Consider the following 21,874-nt stretch of genomic DNA (forward strand, 5'->3'; position numbering starts at 1 on the left):
CCGTTATGCCTTACACAGATTTCGCGAGTTTTGAAAAACCTAGTTTAATCGCAGAATTAAGCTGTGCAAGGATTAATTTACTGACAAAGGGAACGCGTGCTTGTAATTCAATCGTATACGTTACCAATGTTGAATCTGGCGTTAAGGCTTCAAATTCAATAATGCCGAGATGGTGTTTAATGAGTGGATTCTGAATAATTTTATATTCAATACGCTGATTTTCTTGCATTAAAGTGATTTTTTCGCGCAAAGGCTTTACAGGACCAATTCCCATTCGACGCACTGAACCTAAACCATCAGGTCTTTGTGGATCATTTGAATCGATTATTCGCTCGACTTGAATCGGTGCAAAAGCGACATTATACGTTGCATGTTTTGCTAATAAATCAAAAACTTGTTCAATTGGTGCTTCAAATTTCTTCTTTACTTGAATTGAATTCATACATATATCCATTTTGACAATTTTTATTGTCATTAAATTCTACATGAATTTAATCAATTAAATCTGAACCCTGAAGTTTTTCTTGTCTTTTTTGCTCTCTCTTCTGCTGACGACGCATTTTAAAGAAATCACTTAACTGTTGAGAACATTGTTCCTGCAAACATCCAGAAACCACTTCAAACTGGTGATTATAATAGCCTGTTTCCAATAGCTTACGTGCACTTACTAGAGAACCAGCTTTAGGTTCAGTTGCAGCAAACACGACTTTAGCAATGCGTGAATGAATTAAAGCCCCAACGCACATCGTACAAGGCTCTAAAGTCACATATAAAACTGCATCTGAAGGCAAACGATAATTTTGCAGATTAAGGCAGGCTTGTCGGATGGCCTGAACTTCTGCATGTGCTGTTGGGTCGATCTGAGAAATAGGCGCATTATGACCCACTCCAAGAATTTGATTCTGACTCACCAAAACAGCACCCACAGGAATTTCTTGTTGTGATGCAGCTATAGCAGCCTGCTCGTAAGCAAGCTGCATCCAATATTCATCGGAATAAAGTTCGAACTCAGTCATTCAATTAGGCAATCACACCATATTGTTTCAGCAATTGATTCCAGCTTTCAATGGAAGTAACAGGTGGATTTGCAGATAAGATACCCTTTAGAGACAAATCTGTTCCTTTAGTCCATTCTGGTGCCAAATCCTTGTCCACTAAGCGTGCGCGAACACCTTCCACAAAGTCAGCATGACGAATTTTCCAATCAGAAATTTGTGTTTCCAATTCAAATACTTCATTCCAAGAGTGAATCTGCTTACCCCATTGCCATAACAACCAAGTGAGTGCAGCAGTTGCAGGCGAACCTTTTTGTAAATTTTCACTGGCTTGACGCAACCAATCACTACGTGCATCACGTAAACCAATGATTGATTCATAATCATGTTCAAAATTCACACCGCGACAAACACTTTGAATCACATCCAAAGAGTTTTGTAACGGACCCGGCCCTACAGGTCGATGTAAACTATTTAAAGTATCATCAATTGCGCGGAAGTCTCCCGCTGGGTAGTGCCCCCAATCAATATTGATAAGCTTATCTAGCACTTTATCACGGTGTGCATCACAAATATGCGTCGCCCAACCAATACTATAAGCACCTGCGGCCGTCATAATAGAACCAGTCAAACCAGTAAACAACCCAATCGCGCCACGATCTGCCAAGAAACGTGTTGCACCCACATCAGGATATAAACCAATATTAATTTCAGGCATCGCTAAACGTGAATATGGTGTCACCATACGGAAAGGTGCCGCCATAAATAGACCTAAACCACCACCCATGACATAGCCCTCACCCCACACCAATACTGGCTTTGCATAGTTATGCAAAAGGAGATCAAGTGCATATTCTTGTTCAAAGAATTTGTTTGCAGTATCAACTTCTGAATTGATGACCAGTTGACGTAATTTACGCACATCACCACCCGCACAAAAAGCTTTTGGTGTGGTTGAATCCAGCCAAATTGCCTTGACTCGATCATCATGATGGAAGTCTTGAAATACTTCCAACAACGCCGAGACAATAGACTCATCTAGTGCATGTAAAGACTTTGGACGATTTAAACGTACAATACGCCATCCATTAACTGCTTCTTGTACAAGAATATCAGGATGATAATTTTTTAATATGGGAGAATGTGTCATGCGTCCAGCTGCCAATTTATAGGCTCAATGCCATTATGTTTGAGATAATTATTTGTTTTTGAAAAAACTTTACATCCAAAAAAACCACCACGATTTGCAGCCAACGGAGATGGATGCGCCGCCTTTAAAATAAGGTGCTTATTAGGATCAATTCTTTGTCCTTTCCGTTGAGCATAAGCGCCCCACAGAATAAATACGATGTGTTCACGTTGTTCATTTAACACATCTATCACATGATCAGTAAAATTTTCCCAACCACGCTTTTGATGTGAAGTCGGTTGACCCGCCTCAACTGTAAGCACACTGTTCAGCAAAAGCACGCCTTGTTCCGCCCAATGGGTTAAATCACCATGACGAGGAATTTCCACACCTACATCCGCATGTAACTCATGAAAAATATTACGTAAGGATGGAGGTAATGCAACACCTCTTTGCACAGAAAAACTTAAGCCATGTGCCTGATTTGGTCCATGATAGGGATCTTGCCCTAAAATCACCACCTTAACTTGCGCTAAAGGTGTCGTATTAAACGCATTAAAAATCAAACTGCTCGGTGGATAGATTTCTTTCTGCGCTTGCTTTTCTGACACCAAAAAATCTCTTAACTCATCCATTTGTGGGCTGAGTAAGAAATCACTGAGTCCATATTTCCAACTGGTCTCAAGCTGAACTTTATCCAACTTGTGTAGTTGTTGATCGGTATAAGACATGCTTATTTCCTAATCCCTTTGAATTCTTTCTTAATTTGTAAATTAAATTTTTACTTGTAAATCCACGCTCGGATTTTGGAATTTAAAGCCTTGTTTCAGCTTTTCATACATGAATGGGTCAGTCCATTCTGATTGCACTTGCTCAGAAAACACTATTTCATCCAAGGACAATATTCCCATCTGTTTATTATCAATATCTTCTAAAAAGCTTTGCGCATATCCTGTATCAGTTTCATGCACAATGACAGAATAGACTTCTACATCACCTTCACCATTTTGTGTTTCGGTTGATGCCAAAATCTGTTGCGCTAAAAAGAAGAAAATACGAGAAAATTGTTCCGCCGAAGGTGAAACAGGTAATGCCACCCAACGTGCACTGAATTTTTTACACGCCTGAATATACTCAGGGTCATCATGCTGCCAAAAACAAATTGCATGATCAAAACTGTCAAAAATGTCTTTGATTAGCCCTTTAAGCAGACCAAAGTCATATACCATTTGACCATGATCCAATTTCGAAGCTTTAAGTAATAATTCAACTTTATAGCTATGCCCATGAATCGAACGCTTACAGCGGTCTGATGTGCAATTTCGCACTATATGCGCATTTTCAAACTTAAACAACTTACGAATTAACATGTGCCTTAATGGTATCAGTCATCAATGAAATAATATTAATTATAGAACAAAAGCGACCTAAAGCGCATTAATTTTCCCATTTATCATGATCGGTCTTTTCAGATTTACTTATTCAGAAGCAAGGGATCGACTCAGTACATAAACTTTCTTATCTTCTCGCAATAAATTTATCTGAAATTGACGCTTCCTTTCACTCAGCATCACTTCAATTTTTGCACGAAAACAATTTGACTTCACCCCAAGTAAACTTTGCACTGAGCTCTGTATATCTGAATTAACCTGATTAAAAGGTTCTAACTTCCAGAACTCTTCTAAATTAGAAAAATGCTCCATATTCTGTTGTTTAGCTTCCAAAGCCGCCTGTATAGCTTTTACATCTAAATGCTCACCTAAACTCGCCAATACAATTGCAGGTGCAGTATTCACATTCACTTTGGCATCTTTCACCGATATCGCACTGATGTAGGGCGCGATTTTCAGGTAATTTTCACCTTCAAACCCTCGAACCATTTTTAGCTCATCCACCGCATGAAATTTAGTATTTGCTGGCAAATAGGCATTATTGAGCCCACGATAATAGCTATCTTCAGCGCCCATCGGCCCTACGTTGTCATTATCAACATCTTGCCAATCAATCACAGCTTCACTTAATTCTGCTGTTAAACCCACATTCACAAGTAATCGCTCAAACCATTGCTTTGCTGCCACATTGACTTGTCCTGAATCATCTACCAGATTATTCAGATTAAATTTACCTGATTCGTCATAGAGTTGCCCAGTCACATAGCCATCTTCAACAGGGAATGCAGGCATAGGTTTTGCCCAGTTTTCTTGTAAATAATCCACATCACCAGCATTTTCAGCATCTTCTTTTAACATTTCCGCAAAAAAAGTTTCCGCACTTTTTGCATACCACAATGATTGATTCTGTCTCATCAAATAAGCTGTATTATCCGCTGTAAACTTTTGACGTTGACCGATAGTTGCAGCCAAAATAGTAGCTAAAGCCACCATCACCAATATCGTGATTAATGCGATACCTTTTTGCTTATTCATTTGACATCCCATTGTGTGCAGTAATGAACATTCACTGCGCTTTAACTCTTTTGTTTCTGCTCTAAATAATCTGTATTCAGCAGACTAAATATCCACTCATAGGCCACACCACTGACCGTTAAATTTATTTTTATTCCCTTTGGTAGTTTCTTTTTTTGCACCAAATCATCCTGCTGTTCTGCAAATTCAGGCCAAGTCATGAGTTCATTTGGGTTCAATACTCTCACCTGAAACTGCTCAACATTTTCAAGCAATACACTCGACTCTGGTTGTATCTGTGTTGCTGCATTTAAACCACGTGAACGCAATCGATTCAATCGTTGTGTATCAGCTTGATATTGATATTGGACTCGTTCCTCGGCTGGAATTCCCTGTAACAGCGGATCAGTAACCCCTATTTTACTAAAAACAAAACGTTCATTCTGCAAAACCAAAGCAGGCTCAACTTCACCATTTACATTTGAGGTTAACGGTACAATTTGGATACTGTCTTTTAAAATCTGCTGATAGGCTTGTTGTAAATTCGCCAATTTTTGCTCATGTTGAGCATTACGCTCTTTTACTTTGATTAAATAATCAAAAACTTTCCAACCCAAAGCAGACAAAACTGCAAAGATTGCGATAGCAACCAACAGCTCGACCAAAGTAAAACCGGCACGTTTTTGCATGATCATGTTCTATTATTAAAAAAGACCAGATGGGTAATTCCCGCTTCAGCCTTACCTGTTTCCGTGTTAAACAAACGTACTTGTATTTCTACCCGTTGCACATTTGGACTAATTGTTGACTGTGCACTTTTCTCAACCTGCCACTGCTCACCTTGTTGGGAAAGTTGTTCAGACTGAGTCCCATCTAACCACTCCCCTTTGATTTGCATTTCAGCAATTTCATTCTGCGCAACAAATTGAGCCTTAGTACGTAAAATAGCTTGTGCTGTCGCTTGCGTATATTGCATTGCGACTTTCGTCAACGCCATTGCCGCAGTTGCGAAAATTGCCAAAGCCACCATGACTTCTAATAGTGTAAACCCTTTAGATTTCATTAATTTTACCTAAATGGTCAATTTCAATTTCAGGCCCAATTGGCTGTTGTGAGTAATAAAATTGTATTCTTACGGGTTTGACTTCACCATTACCCAACCAAATCAGTTGCGGCGCTTTAGCATCCAACAAAGTTGAATTCTGTGCCTTATCATATTGATAATCTGTGGATTGTATTTGAAAACTAACATCATCAGGCAAAGGCTGCATTTTAAAAGCCGAATACTCAGTCCACGTAGGCTGATTCGTAGCCGTATTCACTTCAGTTTTTGCAGGATGATATTCAACAACGGTATATCGAAAAGGATTCACATCTGTTGCTGGCTGTACATTTAAAGCCAAAACAAGCGATTGATCATTCGCCTCACGAGCAATACGTTGCACATTCATCATGAAAATTTCACGCGCTTGCATGGCTTTACGCTGATCAATCCCGCCAAAATTCATCATGATTAATGATGTAACAATAGCGACAACCACAATGACCACCATTACCTCAATCAGTGTAAAACCTCGACTCGAAGCGCGTTGATGGTATTTCATGATTTGAACGTCTACGAATTGACTTGTTTGGGTAATGCAAGGGCTTGATCAATATATGCCACACGTAAAGTATCACGTGAGCCAAGATAGCGCTGATAGAAGCTAGAATTCAAAATTGCAGCAGCCCCATGGGTTAATGACCAAATTGACGCCAGATAATCACGCACAGACATTAAACTCTGAATCGAATCCAAATAGGTTTCTGTCATATTAATAATGAGTCGCAAGCGATGACGTCGCACTTTGTACAATTCACTAAATAAATGCTGAATGCCCTGACCCGTAATAGAAAGACGTTCTTCGATTTGATGAAAAAGCACGGTACGTTCAGGATGATGAAGATGATGCAGCATAAAGAATGCGAGATGTTCAGGAAAGGCTTTCTCCGAATCCATGATCATCTCAAGTAACATCCGCTCATTACGAATAATGAGCAGCATATAAAGTTCATCTTTACTTTGAAAATGTTTGTAGAGTGTGCCTTTGGCTAAATCAAGTTCAGCAGCCAAGGCATCGAGTGTCATGCCTGATTCACCATTTTCTAGCAATAATTGCTCAGCCACTTGAAAAATTAAAGTTTCTCTTGCTCGAAACTGAGCTTGACGATCCATCTTCACTCTACACTCTCTTCAATTCTTATATTCAGTCTAAAGCCACACAATCTATTACTTTAATTGCAGCAAGTTTTCAAAATTTTGTGTGGTAATCAATGCTATTTCTTCCAGCGACTTATCATATACATCAGCCAAGGCTTTGGCTACATATGGCACATATTTTGGTTCATTTGTTTTACCACGATACGGTACTGGTGCAAGATATGGACTGTCTGTTTCAATCAACACGCGATCTAATGGCACTTGCTTGGCAACATCTCTTAAATCTTGCGCATTTTTAAAAGAAACAATGCCTGAAAAAGAAACATAATAACCACAATCTAAAACAGCTTTTGCTGTCGCCCAGTCTTCTGTAAAACAATGCAAAATACCATGCGTTGATTTTTCTGCACGAATAATATCCACGGTGTCATGCTTCGCTGAGCGAGTATGTACAACGACAGGTTTTTTTACTATTTGTGAGGCATGAATATGGCGAGCAAAACATTCTTTTTGTGCTTGAATAAAGTCTGTACTGTGAAAATAATCCAACCCAGTTTCACCCAATGCCCAAACCTTGTCTGCTTGCGCCAGTTCAACCAAATATTCAGTTGTTGCACGTGCCATCGTATCTGCGTCCTCACAAGGATGCACACCCACGGTATATCCCACATCGGCATGACGCGCAGCAATTTCCGCTAAAGCAATATGGTCATCCAGATCGACCGAGATACCCATGAATTTGGTCACACCCGCTTCGCGAGCTTGTGCCAACGCCAGATCCAAATTTCCATCATACGGAGTTAGATCTAGCATAGTTAAATGACAATGAGTATCTACAAACACAATTTTTTCCTATTTCTCAACCATATTACATGGTGTAACTATAACGACCTTCAGCTTTAAAGCCTGCCAGAATTTTCTCAGCTTCGGCCTTAAAGAAAACACCTTTTTCACCCGATAATTGCATACCAAAACCTTGAGGTTTGATGCCATTTTGTTTCTGCGAGATCCAAATCACTTTACCAGTTAGAGGTATTTTCTGAGATTGTTCTGGCAATGTCGTGAGTACGAAAACCTCATCACCTAACTTAACTGCTTGCTTTGAAGGAATAAATAAACCGCCACCCACTACATATGGCATATAGGATTGGTACAAGGTTTCCTTATCTGGAATATTTGCCTGAATAATACCGCCCATACGTGGTTGCATTGTTTTCCCCTTTAAACATTCATTAGTTTTATACACAGTTGATCGAGTACTAAATTTGTTTGTACGTTTTGCTCAATAAACTGCTTGGACTGTTGTAAATCTGAATATAAATTGAAAAGCATTTCTAAAGAATATTGCTCAGAAAGCTGTACCAACTCCAAATCTATATTTTTAATTGGTTGATTTAGCTTGACACAAATTAAGTCGACCAACAAGTACTCAAACATGCGACTAAAATCATCAAATGGCAATGCTTTCTGCCATTTGGTCGCGATTGCCATCGGCATATTTTTATCATGAAGCAGTTTTTGCCAATCATTTAAAAAATCTTGACGTAAATTCAACCATTGACTTTGTGCCAACTCTAAAGCTTGCAGCGGCATATCGTTCGACAGATTCAGCAATAGCGTCAATTGCTCTGCTGAGAGTTCAGATGCAAGATGCTCTGCCAAGTACGCGCGTGTTTGCTCTGTACTAATTCGATCAAGTGCAAAATGCTGTAATCGACTGCGTATTGTCGCTGGTAATTTTAAATAATGCTCCGCCATCAAAATAATGACAACACGATCACCCGGTTCTTCTAGCGTTTTTAATAATGCATTTGCTGAAGCAGTATTCAACGCTTCCGCTGGATCAATCACAATCACCCGCCAACCATCTACGGTTTGCTGCACAAACGGCAACAATTCACGGATTTTTTCAATTTTGATTTTTGCATTTTGCTTTTTATTGTCTTCATCTGTTGAGATATACACATAATTTGGATGTGTATCCGATTTCAACCACTGACAACTACCACACTCGCCACAAGGTGCATTCCGCAAATGGCGTTGTTGGCACAAAATCCACGCCAAAAAATACTGGGTAAATGCTTCTTTACCACAGCCTTTTTTACCATAAAACAGTAAGCCATGTCCTAGCTGTGGGAAACGTCCTGTTAAGGTATCCCACACATGTTGTTGCCATGGAAAAACTTGTGGTTGAATATCGGTTTGCATCATCAATCTGTCTTATTCAAAATGTGCAACATCCATGCTGTTTAAGCGGTCTAAATCTGCTTGCGTATCTACACCTGGGGGCAGATTTGCTTCTGCAACAGCAATTGCAATACGATGTCCATTTTCAAGTACACGCAACTGCTCAAGACTTTCCAGTTTTTCTAAAACACCCATGTCCCAAGTCACATATTCCTGCAATAAGCTAACACGATAAGCGTACAAGCCTAAATGACGGAATGCCTGATCATGCAATACTGGATCGACAAGTTTTGCGCCATCACGGTCGTAAGGAATCGTTGCCCGACTGAAATAAAGTGCCTGATTAAACTTAGATTTCACCACCTTCACGATGCTGTCACGCTGAAATTCATCTAGACTATGTATTGGCTCACACAAAGTGGACATCGAGCAATCTGGTTGAGCAACCAAAAGCTCCGCCACCTGTTTCACCAATGTCGCAGGCAGTAATGGCTCATCACCTTGTACATTGACAATAATATCGTCTTTATCCCAGCCTTTTAAACGTGCCACTTCACTTAAACGGTCTGTGCCCGATGGATGGTCTGCACTGGTTAAGACAACATCTACACCCTCAGCTCGGCATACTTCTGCAATGCGTGCATCATCTGTCGCCACACATAAATCATCAAAACCTTGCACTTTTTTTGCTTGATCAACCACACGTAAAATCATGGGACGACCATGAATTTGCAATAATGGCTTACCCGGTAATCTTGAACTGGAAAAACGCGCAGGAATGACGATATGTTTCATAATTCACTCTTATTCAATTGAAATGCCTAAATCAGCCAATTGCTGATTGAGCACACGATAACATGCACTAGAAAGTACAGCTTCAACAGGCACCACCCAAATTTCACGATTAAAATCTGGATGTTGTTTTAAAATAGGCAACAGTTTAACTGCGTCTTTTTCCGTAGTAATAATCGGATTGCTATCTTCAAACTGTATATCTGTTAAATCATAATCATAATGATCTGGAAATTCGTGACACTGGAACTGCTGCACACCTAACGATTCAAGGGTACGGTAAAAACGTTGTGGAAAACCAATCCCTACAACGGCATAAAAATCTTGTTGAGGGTCAAATCTTCGAATTTCATCGGAATTAAGCAAGTAAGGTTCAGCAACCTCTAAATGCATATTCAGTTCTGTTTCGGGTTGGGCTGCATGTTCAATCACAGTGCCTATATTCAAACGACTTTTTGGCTCACGCAAATAACCTTCAGGCAACAATTTTTCATTACCTAAGCCACGATTACGATCCAATACAATCCACTCAAGTTGTCGTGCAAGTGCATGATGTTGTAAACCATCATCACTAATGATGAGATCCAACTCATGCTTAGCCAAAAGTAACTCTATACTTTGTTGACGACTTGAACCCACAGCCATCGCAACACCAGTCGATTGAACAATCAAACAAGGTTCATCACCGACTTGTTCGGGAATAGCATTCAACCCTACATATGCAGGGAATGGCCCTTTGCCCCCATAACCACGACTGATAATGCCCACACGGACATTCTTGGACTGTAAGTAATTCACTAAATGGATCAATAGTGGCGTCTTACCACTACCACCCACCGTAATGTTACCAATAATCATCACTGGCACTGGTGCGGTATAAACCGCTTTTATGCCTTTTTCATAAAGCTTTTGATTGGCCCAAAAACCAAAATGATACAAGCATGACAAAGGACGTAGCACAATTAACCACTTTGCTTGTCTATTCCAAGCATTTTGAATAAATTGTGCTACCGACATGCTTAGTTTTCCTCAAAATTACGCTGATGTAACTGGAAATACGCGCCACGCTTTTCAATCAATTCAGCATGTGAACCGTGCTCAACAATACGGCCCTGATCCATTACTACAATTCGATCAGCATTTTCAATTGTCGAGAGTCGATGTGCAATAACAATCGTGGTACGGTTTTGCATTGCTGAATCAAACGCTTGCTGAATAAAGTATTCCGATTCATTATCTAATGCGCTGGTCGCTTCATCTAAAATTAAAATTGGCGCATTTTTTAGAATCGCACGTGCAATGGCTATACGTTGACGTTGACCACCCGATAGATTCAGGCCTTGCGCACCGAGTTGCGTATCATAACCCTGTGGTAATGCCATAATAAAATCATGTGCATAAGCGGCTTTTGCAGCAGCAACCACCTGCTCATCGGTCGCATCTTGCAACAAACCATAGGCAATATTTTCACGTACAGTCCGATTAAATAACACGACTTGCTGATTCACCATCGCAATTTGCGAACGCAAACAATTCACTTCAATGTCATCAATTGGACATTGATCCAACAATAGCTGACCCGAACTTAATTCTTGAAAACGTGGCAACAAGTTGACTAAAGATGTTTTACCTGCACCCGAACGTCCAACCAATGCAACCGTTTCACCTGCTTTGACCTGCAAGTTGAAATTATGAATAGCATGATGACCATCAGAATAAACCAAGTTAACATCCTTAAACTGAATATCGCCTTGCAAGACAGGTGTTAAAGTCCCTGTATTTTTTTCTTCGGGTAAATCAATTAACTCAAAAACAGAATGCGCCGCTGCCATACCACGCTGCAACTTTTCATTTACATCGGTTAAAGCTTTAATTGGCTTACTCAGCATACCTGCGGCAGTAATATAGGCAACGAATTCACCCGCAGTTGTATCACGCAAAATTTCAGGACGCAAAGCAATCCACATGATAATACTCATAGCAATGGACATAATGAACTGCACAATTGGGCTATTCAACTGCTGCACCACCACCATTTTTAAACCACGCTTTAGGTTTTCAATAGACGTCGCTTTAAAACGCTCTTGTTCATAAGCCTGTCCACCAAAACCTTTCACCACAACATTACCATTGACCGTTTCTTGCACCACATGGTTAACGTCACCCATCGTGTCTTGCACTTGTAATGACAGTTTACGCATACGTTTTGATGCTTTACGAATCAACAAGCCGATTAATGGTGCGAAAATCAGAATAATCAGAGTTAAACGCCAGTTGGTATAAATTAAATACCCCAACAGACCTACGGTGATTAAACCCTGCTGCACAATGGTTTTTAACGACTCAGATGAAGCAGCGGTTAACTGCTCCACGTTATACATAATTTTGGCTGTGATATGACCACTGGTATTATCTAAGTAGTATTGCGAAGGCAAACGTAATAGCTTGGCAAACACTTCCTGACGAATATCAAAGACCAAATTTCGTGAAATAACTGCGGTAAAATAACCACCAACAAATGAGCCTACACCACGAAAGAACATTAATAACACAACCAAAAACGGGATAAGGTTGGTAAAACTCTGATCCCGATGTTGTATCGCTGTGATAATTTTTTCTAGCAACTTAGCAATTGATACTTCGGTTGCTGCATTAATAGCAAAACCAATGACGATTAAAATCGCTACGCCCCAAAACCGCTTCAGATAGCTCAGAAGACGCAGATAGACCTTGAAATCCTGATTCACTAATAACCTCGAGATGGTACTTTGGTACTGATATTAATATTCACAAAACCGAGTTGCCCTGCAACATCCATCACACGGATGACGTCTTGATGCGTAGCCTTTGCATCAGCAGCAATCACAAACATTAAATCACGTCGCTCATTAGAAATCTGTTTAATTGCAGTACTTAAATCAGCAACATCTTTACTCGACAATGCTTGGCCGTTCACCGCGTAATGCCCTGATGAATCTACAATCACTTCAATTTTATGACTGTATTGCTTCGGAGGGACACCTTGCGCATCGGGTAAAGTCAAATTCATGCGACTAAACTGATTAAACGTGGTCGACAACAGTAAAAACACCAAGATAAACAATAAACAGTCTATCATTGGTGTTAAATTAATATGAATATCTTCAACTTGCCTGCGCTTGAATTTCATCTTCCACCTTAACCTGCTTTACGCAGTTCTTGCTCTTCAGCAGCAGAATTCTGGTAGTAAATCGCGGCATGAAATAGAGTAGATTGCTGTTCCAATTCAGCCACATACTCTTGCACCAAGCGTTGAAAATAACGATAGGCAAATAATGCTGGAATCGCGATTAGCATCCCCGCAGCGGTGGTAATTAAAGCTTTTGAAATCCCAGGAATCATCATGGTTGGGTTACTGTTGCTCCCCATATCAATCACCAAAAAGGATTCAATAATCCCCACGACAGTTCCTAATAATCCAAGGAGTGGCGCAACTGCACTTAAGGTGCCTAAGAAATTAATATTTTTTTCTAAAAAACCAATTTCTTGCGACGCTGTTGCTTCCATTTGTGCACGTGCATATTGCTCGGTTTGCTTTTGACTATTTAAGCCAGAGACAAAAATTCGCCCAAGGCTACTCAATTGCAAGCTTTGATTATTTTGTAATTGTTGTACGACCTGATGTACATCCTGTCCTCCATTCAACAGCAGCTCTTTTGGCAATACCATAGAACGTTTTAAACGAATAAAACGCTCAATGGTAATCGCCACTGTAAAAATGGAACATAAAACCAGTGGCACCATTAACCATCCACCAGCTTTCACTAATTCCCACATTATTCTTCCCCAAGAATTTTAAAATATTAATCAGCTAAACAAATGTTCAAAATACCATCCAGCTCATCGAGTGAATGATAATGAATCACAAGTTTGCCTTTACCCTGTTTATTATGATCAATTTTTACATCTGCACTAAAGCGCTCAGCTAAACGCTGTGTGAGTTGTTGTAGATCTGGTGCAACGTCCGTTTTCGCCTTTTCAGTTTTTGGCGCAGTCAAATCACGGACAAGTTGCTCTGTTTGACGTACTGACAAACTTTTAGCAATCACTAGCTCTGCGACTTTTATTTGTTCTTTCGCTTTCAGAGTCAGAATTGCTCGCGCATGCCCCATATCGAGCTGCCCTTGCTGCATCATATCTTTGACTGATTCAGCCAAAGTTAATAAACGCAACAAGTTACTCACCGTAGTACGTGCTTTACCTACTGTATCGGCAATTTCCTGATGACTTAAACCAAATTCATCATGGAAACGCTGTAAAGCAAGTGCTTGATCAATTGGATTCAAATCTTGGCGTTGAATGTTTTCAATCAATGCCAAGGCAATCGCAACTTGATCATTCAAATCACGCACTAAAGCTGGAATTTCAGTTAATCCTGCCAATTGCGCTGCGCGCCAACGACGCTCACCCGCAATGATCTCGTACGGGTGCTCTTCATCAGCAATCGGGCGGATCACAATGGGCTGCATCACACCATGTTTTTTAATTGATGCAGCTAATTCTTGTAAATCATTTTCCTGAATAAATCGACGCGGTTGATATTCGCCACGTCTAAGCAAATTAACATCAATTTGTTTAAGCTGACCATGATCTAATGCTTGCACTTCAAGTTGTAGTTTTTCTTTTTGGATTGACCCAAGTAAGGCATCCAAACCACGACCTTTGGCAAGTCCGCGTTTTTTTAAGGTCATGCTTTACTTCCTTTCTTCACTTTGCTTTTCTTTAAAATCTCAGCTGCTAAATTTAAATAAGCAACCGCACCCTTGGAACTTTTTTCAAAATAAATAATCGGTAAACCGTGAGCAGGTGCTTCAGCCAAACGTACATTACGCGGAATTACACAGTCATACAGCTTTTTACCAAAATATTGCTCTAGTTCAGCCGATACATCACGAGTTAAAGCATTACGCCCGTCATACATGGTGCGTAACACACCCACCACTTCTAACTGCGGATTCAAAGCCTGTTGAATACGGTCAATGGTCTGGGTTAAGTCTGCCAAGCCTTCTAATGCATAATATTCACATTGCATTGGAATAATGACACCTTGAACGGCAGCTAATGCATTTACTGTAATTAAGCTTAAACTTGGCGCACAGTCCACAATAATATAATCAAAGGCATGATCAATACTTTGTAAAGCATCACGTAAAATGAACTCACGACCTTCTTGCTCAGCAATCGCAAGTTCTACGCCCGCCAAATCTCGGTTTGCCCCAAGAACCTTATAACCGACTTCCGCTTTGCTAATTGCAGTTTCAATCGGTACTTCACCTAAAAGTACATCTGTTACTGAATATAATAGGTCATTCTTTTGAATACCTGACCCCATTGTGGCGTTACCCTGTGAATCCATGTCCACAAGTAAAACTCTTTTTTTCAGCACGGCTAATGATGCTGCCAAATTAACTGCGGTTGTGGTCTTTCCTACGCCACCTTTTTGGTTCGCAATCGCAATAATTTGAGCCATGGTAACCCCAGTCCTTCGAAAATAATTAAATCTGTTTCAATAATAATAAATGGCGCTGCTCATCTAATCGAGGTACTTTTAACTCGATCACTTCACAGCTATATTCATCTTTTAATGCGATAATTTCATCTTGAGGAATTAAGCCTTTCATAGATGCAATGATGCTCTTTTCATGCATATAGGGCTTAGATGCAGTTACAAAGTCAGTCAGTGAGGCAAATGCTCGACTGGTAATGACATCAAACTTTCCTAAATCTTGAATACTATCTTCATCTTCAACACGCGTTTGTACAGCAACCACATTTTTTAATTTTAAGTCTGCAATAAACTGCGTTAAGAAACGAATTTTTTTACCGTTCGAGTCTAATAACACACAGCTACGTTCAGGCTGACATAATGCAATGATCATGCCTGGCATACCACCACCAGTACCAATATCGAGCAAGCGACCTTCTGGCAAGTCTTTTAAAATACTGAGGCTATCAAGCAAATGCTTGACCAGCATTTCTTTAGGATCACGAATTGCTGTCAAGTTATACGCCTTATTCCAAAGGACTAAAGCGTCTTGGTATTTGAGTAATAAATTTAAAGTCTCTTCGCTGAGCTCTAAACCTAAAGTTTGACTACCCTGCTTTAGTTCTTGAAAAAACATGTGCATATACAATTAACGTCTCGAAAATGTTAGGTGAAGTATACCGATTTATCCATGAAGTCATAGTGGCTTGTGCTTAGTGAATATTCACTTAAGCATACATGCCTTGTCGAATCTGCAAATCTAGAGCAGTTAAACGCTCTGGCGTGCCCACATCAACCCATGAAGCATGCATTTTTTCTGCAGAAACTCGACCATCTAGCATCGCCTGTTTCAATAAAGGCGCCAAAGGACGTTTACCATTTTCCAAGCCAGCAAACATCTGCGGATGTAAAACAGCCACACCACTATAGGTTAAATCTTCGCCTTGCTGTGCTTGTTCAAAAGTATATGCTCGTCCATTCACCAATGTGAAATCACCCTGTAAATGCTGTGGGGGATTTTTCACAAAGACCAAATGCGCCAAATCCTGATCAAGTTGTATTTCCAGTAATGAAGCAAAGTCAAAGGTCGTCCAGACATCACCATTGACTAGAATAAAAGGTTCTGTTCCCAATAAAGGCAATGCATTAATAATGCCACCCGCTGTTTCTAAACCTTCTTCTTCGCGTGTCCACAAAATATTTACACCAAATTGCGAGCCATCACCTAATGCACCAATCAACACATCAGCCAACCATGCAGAATTGATCACGATGTCTGTCACACCAATTTCTTTGAGTTTTTCAATATGCCATACAATCAGTGGCTTACCACCAACTTCGAGTAAAGGCTTAGGTTTATACAGCGTTAAGGGACGCATCCGATTGCCCAATCCCGCAGCTAAAATCATGGCTTTCATGCAGCAACGACCTCGTATTTGCCATATTTTTGTTCAAATTTTGGCATAACTTTAACCCGAATGAACTGCATAAATGGTTGTAATTCTGCATATGGCTTGCTTTCTTCCAGCAAATACCACATCACTCGCGGTAAATCTTTGAGATATCCCGATTTTCCATCGCGCTCAAACAAACGTACAAAAATACCTAAAATCTTGATGTGGCGCTGAATCGCCATCAGATCTGCATCTTGCTTAAACTGTTCAAAGTCACGACCTTCTTTTGCAGAAGCAGGCAATAAGTCATAAAATACTTTAAACCAACCATACACACGCTCAGGATCCCACTGTACATAGGCATCACGGGTAATTGAAATTAGATCATAAGTATCTGCACCAATCACTGCATCTTGAAAGTCGATCACACCTTGCTCTTGCTCGTCTGCCAAAAGCATTAAATTACGACTATGAAAATCACGATGTACAATCACTTGAGGCTGCGCCAAAGCCGCATTTGCTAAAATTGCAAATGTTCTTTTAATTAACGCTGATTCTTCATCAGATGGATGAATTTGCAAACTCGGTAGCAACCAATCGGTTAACAACGACATTTCAGTGAGTAACTTCTCATAAGAATAAGCTGGAAAATGCGCTTCACCATCAATAGATTGCAATTGAATCAACTGCTTAAAACTTTGCTCATAATGTGCATCAACCGTGTTGTCATCTAACTGTGTTGACAACAGTACATCGCCGAAATCCTCAAGCAACAACAGTCCTTGCTCTAAATCTTTCGCCACAATATGGGGTACGCGCACGCCATGTGCATCAAAAAATTCATCAATCAACACAAAAGGTACACAATCTTCTTTCTCAGGTGGTGCATCCATCAACATAAATGTTTTATTATTCAAATTGATTCGTGCATAACGACGGAAGCTTGCATCGCCTGCTAAAAAATTAATTTCAAATTGATCTGAACCAAGTACAGATGTAATCCATGTTTGTATCAATTGTTCACGTTGTGTATTCATTTGCGATAAATTCTAATACAGGCTGAGTTTTTAAAGTGCTAAGTGTAGCCACTTATCAACTTTTTCTCTATGATGCGACAATAATTAATTGCGATTAAGCATACTTTGGTTAATGACACAAATGAAGCATCAGTTTAAATTCAATCCTTTAGCGACTGCCATTTTCAGCCTCTTATGCGGAAGCTCGATTACGGCTTACGCAGATACATCTAATACTGTTTCATCCCTAACCAACGAACAACTTAAAGCAAGTATAAATGAAGCCTATGCAGGGCAGCATTTCTTTGAACAATACTATGTCGACAAATCTGCACCTGAAGCACAGCAACGTCAGGGTAAATCGCTGAGTGCCGCATATTGCCAAGGTGCATGGGTCACTCCAATTGCTTCGAACACAGCAGCAGTCGCCCCAAGTGAAGCAACTTCAGTTGTTACCGCCGATTATGGTCATTACGACCCAAATGGGGACTCTGTCCTTGAGGGGAATGTCCTGATTGATCAGCAAGGTCGTCAAATTCGTGCAGATAAAATCACCATTGATAAAACACAGACCTTTGCCAATGCTCAAGGTCATGTGCAAATGGCACAAGCAGGTCTTTTGGCGCAAAGCGATCAAATCAATTACAACTTAAAAACCCAACAAGGCGATTTAAACAATAGTTACTATATTGCCGAAGAACAACATGCACATGGTCGTGCTGAAAAAATATCGCGTACCTCTGAAAATGTCGTCGTTCTGAGTAATGCGACTTACAGCACTTGCCCACCAGAACAAAAACCAACTTGGAAAATTCAGGCCAATCGTATTGAGCTGAATCAAGACACTGGACGTGGTGTCACCAAAGGCACCAAGCTATATGTTAAGGACGTTCCCGTTTTAGCTGTACCTTATTTCAACTTCCCGATTGATGATCGTCGAACTACAGGAATTCTAACGCCTGGTTTTGGCTATACCAATGACGGTGGTATTGAGTTTTCAGTTCCTGTTTATTTAAACCTTGCGCCAAATTATGATGCCACTCTTACACCACGCTATATGAGTGACCGTGGTGCCATGATTGATGCCGAGTTTCGCTATTTAACAGAAAACTTTGGTGAAGGTAAAATTTGGGGTGGTTATTTACCTTCAGATGAGAGCTATGAAAATCAAGATCGTAAAGATTTGCACCTTATCCACAAATGGCAAATCAATGATAGCTTTTCAACCAACCTAGAATACAACTACGCATCGGATAAAGACTACTTTACCGACTTAAACAGTAATCCAAATACCAAAACGGATTTAAATTTACGTCGTGCTTGGGAACTTAATTACAAAAATGGCATTCCAGGTCTGACCGCTCAGTTAAAAGTCGAAGATTTCCAAACCTTAGATAAAACAGTTTCTGATGAAGATCGTCCTTACGCGCGTTTACCTCAATTCCTATTAACCTATAAAGGTGGAAATCCGCAAGGCTTCCAGTACGAATTTAATAACGATACGGCTTATTTCAAAAAGAATATTGGCAGCACAACCTCAGCAACCTCAGAACCAAGCGGCACACGGTTCTATAATGATTTTGCTGTGCGCTACAATTACCGCAATCCATGGTCATTCGTTATTCCAGAAGTATCGGTACGCAGTATCAATACCTTCTACGACCAAGACACCACCATCGCTCAGCAGAATCAAACCTCAAGTGTAAGCAATAGTGATCAAAACAAATCTGTCGTAGTCCCGCAATTTAGCTTGGATACGGGCTTAACCTTTGAGAAAGATGGTAAATATTTACAAACCATCACGCCACGTGCCTTCTATGCCTATTCGCCTTATGAAAATCAGGCAAACTATCCAAATTTCGATACCATTAGCGCCTCAATCAATTACGATCAATTGTTTAGCTCAAGACGTTTCTATGGTCATGATCGTTTAGAAGATAACAATTTCTTATCATTGGGTTTAAGTTATAGCCTATTTGATGATATTGGCTTAGAACGCTTAAAAGCGAGTGTAGGTCAAAGTTTCTATTTTGATGATCGTCGCGTGACTTTAGATGGCACGACGGATGAATTAAACACAGAATCACACACAGGCCCGATCGTTAGTCTTTCTAGCCAGCTTTCACAACATTATCGTGTAAGTGCCAATTCGGCTTGGATGGCAAATGGAGATAATGCACAACGCGATGTGCAATTTTACTACATGGGTGATCAAGGAAATATTTACAGTGCTGGTTATTTCTATCGTAAAGATATCGCCAACCGACAAGATAAATATGACCAATTTGTTGCATCATTTATACAACCCATTCACAACAACTGGCGTATTATGGGCCACGCTCAATATGACATGGACAACAATGTTGCGCGTGAATACTTACTCGGTGTGAATTATGAATCGTGCTGTTGGGGGCTTTCTCTCTACGGACGTTCTTACTACAACGACTTGGATGATGTAAGCGATTCTAGCGTTAAACCAAAACGTGCTTTTATGGCTGAAATTAACCTGAAAGGTTTGGCTGGTTTTAACAACAAACTGGCATCCATGCTTGAAAATCGAATTTTAGGTTACGATCGTATTAATTAATTTGGACACGATGTTAATGAAGACAAAACAGTTAAAACAATTCTTTAAGGTGACTGCGCTAGCAATTACCCTTTCTTCATCAATGCCGACATTTGCCCAGACTTCAGATGAAGTTGTGGCAGTTGTCGACAACAGTGTCATTTTACGCAGTGATTTACAGCAAAGCGTTGCCGAAGCCAAACATCAATTAGAAGCTCAGAAGCGACCTGCTCCACCAGAGCAGTATCTTGAACAACAAGCACTTGAGCAGCTCATTCTACGTCAAACTCAATTAGAGCAAGTAAAACGCTACAACATTAAAGCCGATGAAAAGAGCTTAAATGAAGCCGTACTCAAAGTAGCTAATCAATCTGGAATCAACTCATTAGAAGCATTCCAGCAAAAATTAGATAAAATGGCGCCTGGCTCCTACGAATCACTCCGTAAACGCATTGCAGAAGATTTGGCCATTACTCGTTTACGTCAACAAATTGTGATGTCGCGTATTAAAATTAGCGACCAAGATGTAGCAAATTTCCTTAAAACCCCGCAAGGACAAGCTGCTCTGGGCAGTCAAGTTCATGTCATTCATGCGCGTATCGCGGGTGACAGCAATGTAGAAGCGGTTGCCAAACAAGTACGCACTGCTTTAGCCAACAGCAACGATATTGCAGCAATTAGCAAGCAATTCAGCACCAATAGCGTGAAAGTTGAAGGTGCAGATATGGGCTTCAGAAATCTTTCTGAAATTCCTACTGAACTTGCAGCGCGCGTTACGCCATTACAAGCAGGTCAAACCAGTGAGTTAATTACAGCTCGTGATGGTATTCACGTGATTAAGTTATTAGAGCGCAAAGGTTCTGAACAAAAAGCGATTATTCCTCAATACCACACTCGACATATTCTGATTCAACCTTCAGAAGTTGTAAGCCCTGAAAGTGCTAAGCAAATGATTGATAGCATTTACAACCGACTGAAAGCGGGTGAGGATTTTGCAGTCTTGGCTGCTACATTCTCAAATGATTCTGGTTCTGCACGGGATGGTGGTAGTTTAGGCTGGGTAAGCCCAGGTGTGATGGTTCCTCAATTTGAGGAGCAAATGAAAAGCACTCCTGTAGGTCAAATTAGCCAACCTTTCCAGACCCAGTTTGGCTGGCATATTCTTCAAGTCACAGAGACGCGTCAGCAAGATATGACACAAGAATATCAAGAGCGTATGGCTCGCCAAATTTTAGGTGAGCGTCAATTCGATACTGAATTAGACAGCTGGTTACGTGAAATCCGCAATAATGCTTTTGTTGAAATTAAAGACCCAACTTTAGATCGCAAGAATAATAAAACATCTTAAGTGATCACTTGAAAAGCCAGTCAAATGACTGGCTTTTTCTTTGCTGTACAATTAGGCACTTCATTGGCTATTTATAAAAATTTAATGCGCCTTTTACTTTTACCATTCCGCTCACACGAATGTTACCCCTATACCTATTCTGCGTGATTTTTAAATTATCTATAATGTTTATACAAAAAAAGGCCTCTCATCTGAGAGGCCTTTTTAATGCATATCAATTAACGATTGTTGTCGTCTTCTTGAGAGTCATCAAATTTAGTTTCGCTATCAAAGCCGCCTTGACCACCAAAGCCACCACCTTGACCACCAAAGCCACCT

The 21,874-nt window shown here is 40.2% G+C and carries 25 protein-coding genes; 2 read left to right on the forward strand and 23 right to left on the reverse strand.

Translation table 11 applies throughout. The features are described 5' to 3' along the window. Window positions 1-10 precede the first annotated feature (10 nt). From E0H87_RS10915 to E0H87_RS11025, 23 genes are all read right to left on the reverse strand, one after another. Window positions 11-442, reverse strand: coding sequence for an SRPBCC family protein (locus tag E0H87_RS10915; RefSeq protein ID WP_131323624.1), 432 nt, complete (start codon window positions 440-442; stop codon window positions 11-13). A 49-nt stretch (window positions 443-491) separates the two neighbouring features. Further along, entirely contained in the window at window positions 492-1,016 is a 525-nt protein-coding gene (tadA, locus tag E0H87_RS10920; protein ID WP_131323625.1) for a tRNA adenosine(34) deaminase TadA, read from the reverse strand. A gap of 4 nt (window positions 1,017-1,020) precedes the next feature. After that, the gene (locus E0H87_RS10925) at window positions 1,021-2,145 is read right to left on the reverse strand and encodes an enoyl-CoA hydratase/isomerase family protein (protein WP_131323626.1); all 1,125 of its coding nucleotides are present in this window, start codon (window positions 2,143-2,145) and stop codon (window positions 1,021-1,023) included. Continuing rightward, window positions 2,142-2,855, reverse strand: a complete 714-nt coding sequence (gene ung, locus E0H87_RS10930) for a uracil-DNA glycosylase (protein ID WP_131323627.1) — start codon at window positions 2,853-2,855, stop codon at window positions 2,142-2,144. The genes E0H87_RS10925 and ung overlap by 4 nt, the downstream gene beginning before the upstream one ends. A 42-nt stretch (window positions 2,856-2,897) precedes the next feature. Then, window positions 2,898-3,494 carry a 6-pyruvoyl trahydropterin synthase family protein gene (locus E0H87_RS10935; RefSeq protein WP_131323628.1) on the reverse strand — a complete coding sequence of 199 codons (597 nt, stop codon included), beginning with the start codon at window positions 3,492-3,494 and terminating at the stop codon, window positions 2,898-2,900. Between the two features lie 108 nt (window positions 3,495-3,602). Further along, window positions 3,603-4,550, reverse strand: coding sequence for a type II secretion system minor pseudopilin GspK (gspK, locus tag E0H87_RS10940; RefSeq protein ID WP_131323629.1), 948 nt, complete (start codon window positions 4,548-4,550; stop codon window positions 3,603-3,605). 41 nt (window positions 4,551-4,591) lie between these two features. Continuing rightward, on the reverse strand, window positions 4,592-5,218 hold the full coding sequence (gene gspJ / locus E0H87_RS10945) for a type II secretion system minor pseudopilin GspJ (protein WP_165493958.1): 627 nt from the start codon (window positions 5,216-5,218) through the stop codon (window positions 4,592-4,594). A gap of 2 nt (window positions 5,219-5,220) precedes the next feature. After that, window positions 5,221-5,592 carry a type II secretion system minor pseudopilin GspI gene (gene gspI / locus E0H87_RS10950; RefSeq protein ID WP_131323631.1) on the reverse strand — a complete coding sequence of 124 codons (372 nt, stop codon included), beginning with the start codon at window positions 5,590-5,592 and terminating at the stop codon, window positions 5,221-5,223. Beyond that, the gene (locus E0H87_RS10955) at window positions 5,582-6,133 is read right to left on the reverse strand and encodes a prepilin-type N-terminal cleavage/methylation domain-containing protein (protein WP_131323632.1); all 552 of its coding nucleotides are present in this window, start codon (window positions 6,131-6,133) and stop codon (window positions 5,582-5,584) included. Before E0H87_RS10955 ends, gspI begins: the two co-directional genes overlap by 11 nt. Before the next feature lie 11 nt (window positions 6,134-6,144). Next, complete coding sequence (locus tag E0H87_RS10960) at window positions 6,145-6,744, reverse strand: TetR/AcrR family transcriptional regulator (RefSeq protein ID WP_044740033.1); 600 nt, start codon at window positions 6,742-6,744, stop codon at window positions 6,145-6,147. Between the two features lie 54 nt (window positions 6,745-6,798). Next, window positions 6,799-7,572 (reverse strand): TatD family hydrolase, encoded by a 774-nt coding sequence (locus E0H87_RS10965; RefSeq protein WP_131323633.1) that lies wholly within the window; start codon window positions 7,570-7,572, stop codon window positions 6,799-6,801. A 25-nt stretch (window positions 7,573-7,597) separates the two neighbouring features. Continuing rightward, window positions 7,598-7,939 (reverse strand): PilZ domain-containing protein, encoded by a 342-nt coding sequence (locus tag E0H87_RS10970; RefSeq protein WP_131323634.1) that lies wholly within the window; start codon window positions 7,937-7,939, stop codon window positions 7,598-7,600. A gap of 11 nt (window positions 7,940-7,950) precedes the next feature. Then, a complete protein-coding gene (locus tag E0H87_RS10975) occupies window positions 7,951-8,937 on the reverse strand; it encodes an AAA family ATPase (protein WP_131323658.1) in 987 nt (328 codons plus the stop codon). 12 nt (window positions 8,938-8,949) lie between these two features. Beyond that, on the reverse strand, window positions 8,950-9,711 hold the full coding sequence (kdsB, locus tag E0H87_RS10980; protein WP_131323635.1) for a 3-deoxy-manno-octulosonate cytidylyltransferase: 762 nt from the start codon (window positions 9,709-9,711) through the stop codon (window positions 8,950-8,952). A 9-nt stretch (window positions 9,712-9,720) separates the two neighbouring features. Further along, the gene (lpxK, locus tag E0H87_RS10985) at window positions 9,721-10,725 is read right to left on the reverse strand and encodes a tetraacyldisaccharide 4'-kinase (RefSeq protein WP_131323636.1); all 1,005 of its coding nucleotides are present in this window, start codon (window positions 10,723-10,725) and stop codon (window positions 9,721-9,723) included. 2 nt (window positions 10,726-10,727) lie between these two features. Then, the gene (gene msbA, locus E0H87_RS10990) at window positions 10,728-12,455 is read right to left on the reverse strand and encodes a lipid A export permease/ATP-binding protein MsbA (protein WP_131323637.1); all 1,728 of its coding nucleotides are present in this window, start codon (window positions 12,453-12,455) and stop codon (window positions 10,728-10,730) included. Beyond that, a complete protein-coding gene (locus tag E0H87_RS10995) occupies window positions 12,455-12,877 on the reverse strand; it encodes an ExbD/TolR family protein (protein ID WP_131265446.1) in 423 nt (140 codons plus the stop codon). The genes msbA and E0H87_RS10995 overlap by 1 nt, the downstream gene beginning before the upstream one ends. A gap of 8 nt (window positions 12,878-12,885) precedes the next feature. After that, complete coding sequence (locus tag E0H87_RS11000) at window positions 12,886-13,524, reverse strand: MotA/TolQ/ExbB proton channel family protein (protein WP_131323638.1); 639 nt, start codon at window positions 13,522-13,524, stop codon at window positions 12,886-12,888. 26 nt (window positions 13,525-13,550) lie between these two features. After that, window positions 13,551-14,438, reverse strand: a complete 888-nt coding sequence (locus E0H87_RS11005) for a ParB/RepB/Spo0J family partition protein (protein WP_131265448.1) — start codon at window positions 14,436-14,438, stop codon at window positions 13,551-13,553. Further along, entirely contained in the window at window positions 14,435-15,217 is a 783-nt protein-coding gene (locus tag E0H87_RS11010; protein ID WP_131323639.1) for a ParA family protein, read from the reverse strand. Before E0H87_RS11010 ends, E0H87_RS11005 begins: the two co-directional genes overlap by 4 nt. 25 nt (window positions 15,218-15,242) lie before the next feature. Next, window positions 15,243-15,875: a 16S rRNA (guanine(527)-N(7))-methyltransferase RsmG gene (rsmG, locus tag E0H87_RS11015; protein WP_131323640.1), complete on the reverse strand. Its 633-nt coding sequence runs from the start codon at window positions 15,873-15,875 to the stop codon at window positions 15,243-15,245. Between the two features lie 85 nt (window positions 15,876-15,960). Continuing rightward, window positions 15,961-16,650 (reverse strand): N-acetylmuramate alpha-1-phosphate uridylyltransferase MurU, encoded by a 690-nt coding sequence (murU, locus tag E0H87_RS11020; protein ID WP_016167670.1) that lies wholly within the window; start codon window positions 16,648-16,650, stop codon window positions 15,961-15,963. After that, on the reverse strand, window positions 16,647-17,663 hold the full coding sequence (locus E0H87_RS11025; protein WP_131323641.1) for an aminoglycoside phosphotransferase family protein: 1,017 nt from the start codon (window positions 17,661-17,663) through the stop codon (window positions 16,647-16,649). The genes murU and E0H87_RS11025 overlap by 4 nt, the downstream gene beginning before the upstream one ends. Window positions 17,664-17,784: 121 nt before the next feature. Here E0H87_RS11025 and E0H87_RS11030 point away from each other — a divergent pair, with 121 nt between their 5' ends. Both E0H87_RS11030 and E0H87_RS11035 read left to right on the forward strand, forming a co-directional pair. Then, complete coding sequence (locus E0H87_RS11030; RefSeq protein WP_131323642.1) at window positions 17,785-20,229, forward strand: LPS-assembly protein LptD; 2,445 nt, start codon at window positions 17,785-17,787, stop codon at window positions 20,227-20,229. A 16-nt stretch (window positions 20,230-20,245) separates the two neighbouring features. Beyond that, window positions 20,246-21,556: a peptidylprolyl isomerase gene (locus tag E0H87_RS11035; RefSeq protein WP_131323643.1), complete on the forward strand. Its 1,311-nt coding sequence runs from the start codon at window positions 20,246-20,248 to the stop codon at window positions 21,554-21,556. Window positions 21,557-21,874: the final 318 nt, after the last annotated feature.

Source organism: Acinetobacter sp. ANC 4178 (assembly GCF_004331175.1).
GTDB lineage: Bacteria > Pseudomonadota > Gammaproteobacteria > Pseudomonadales > Moraxellaceae > Acinetobacter.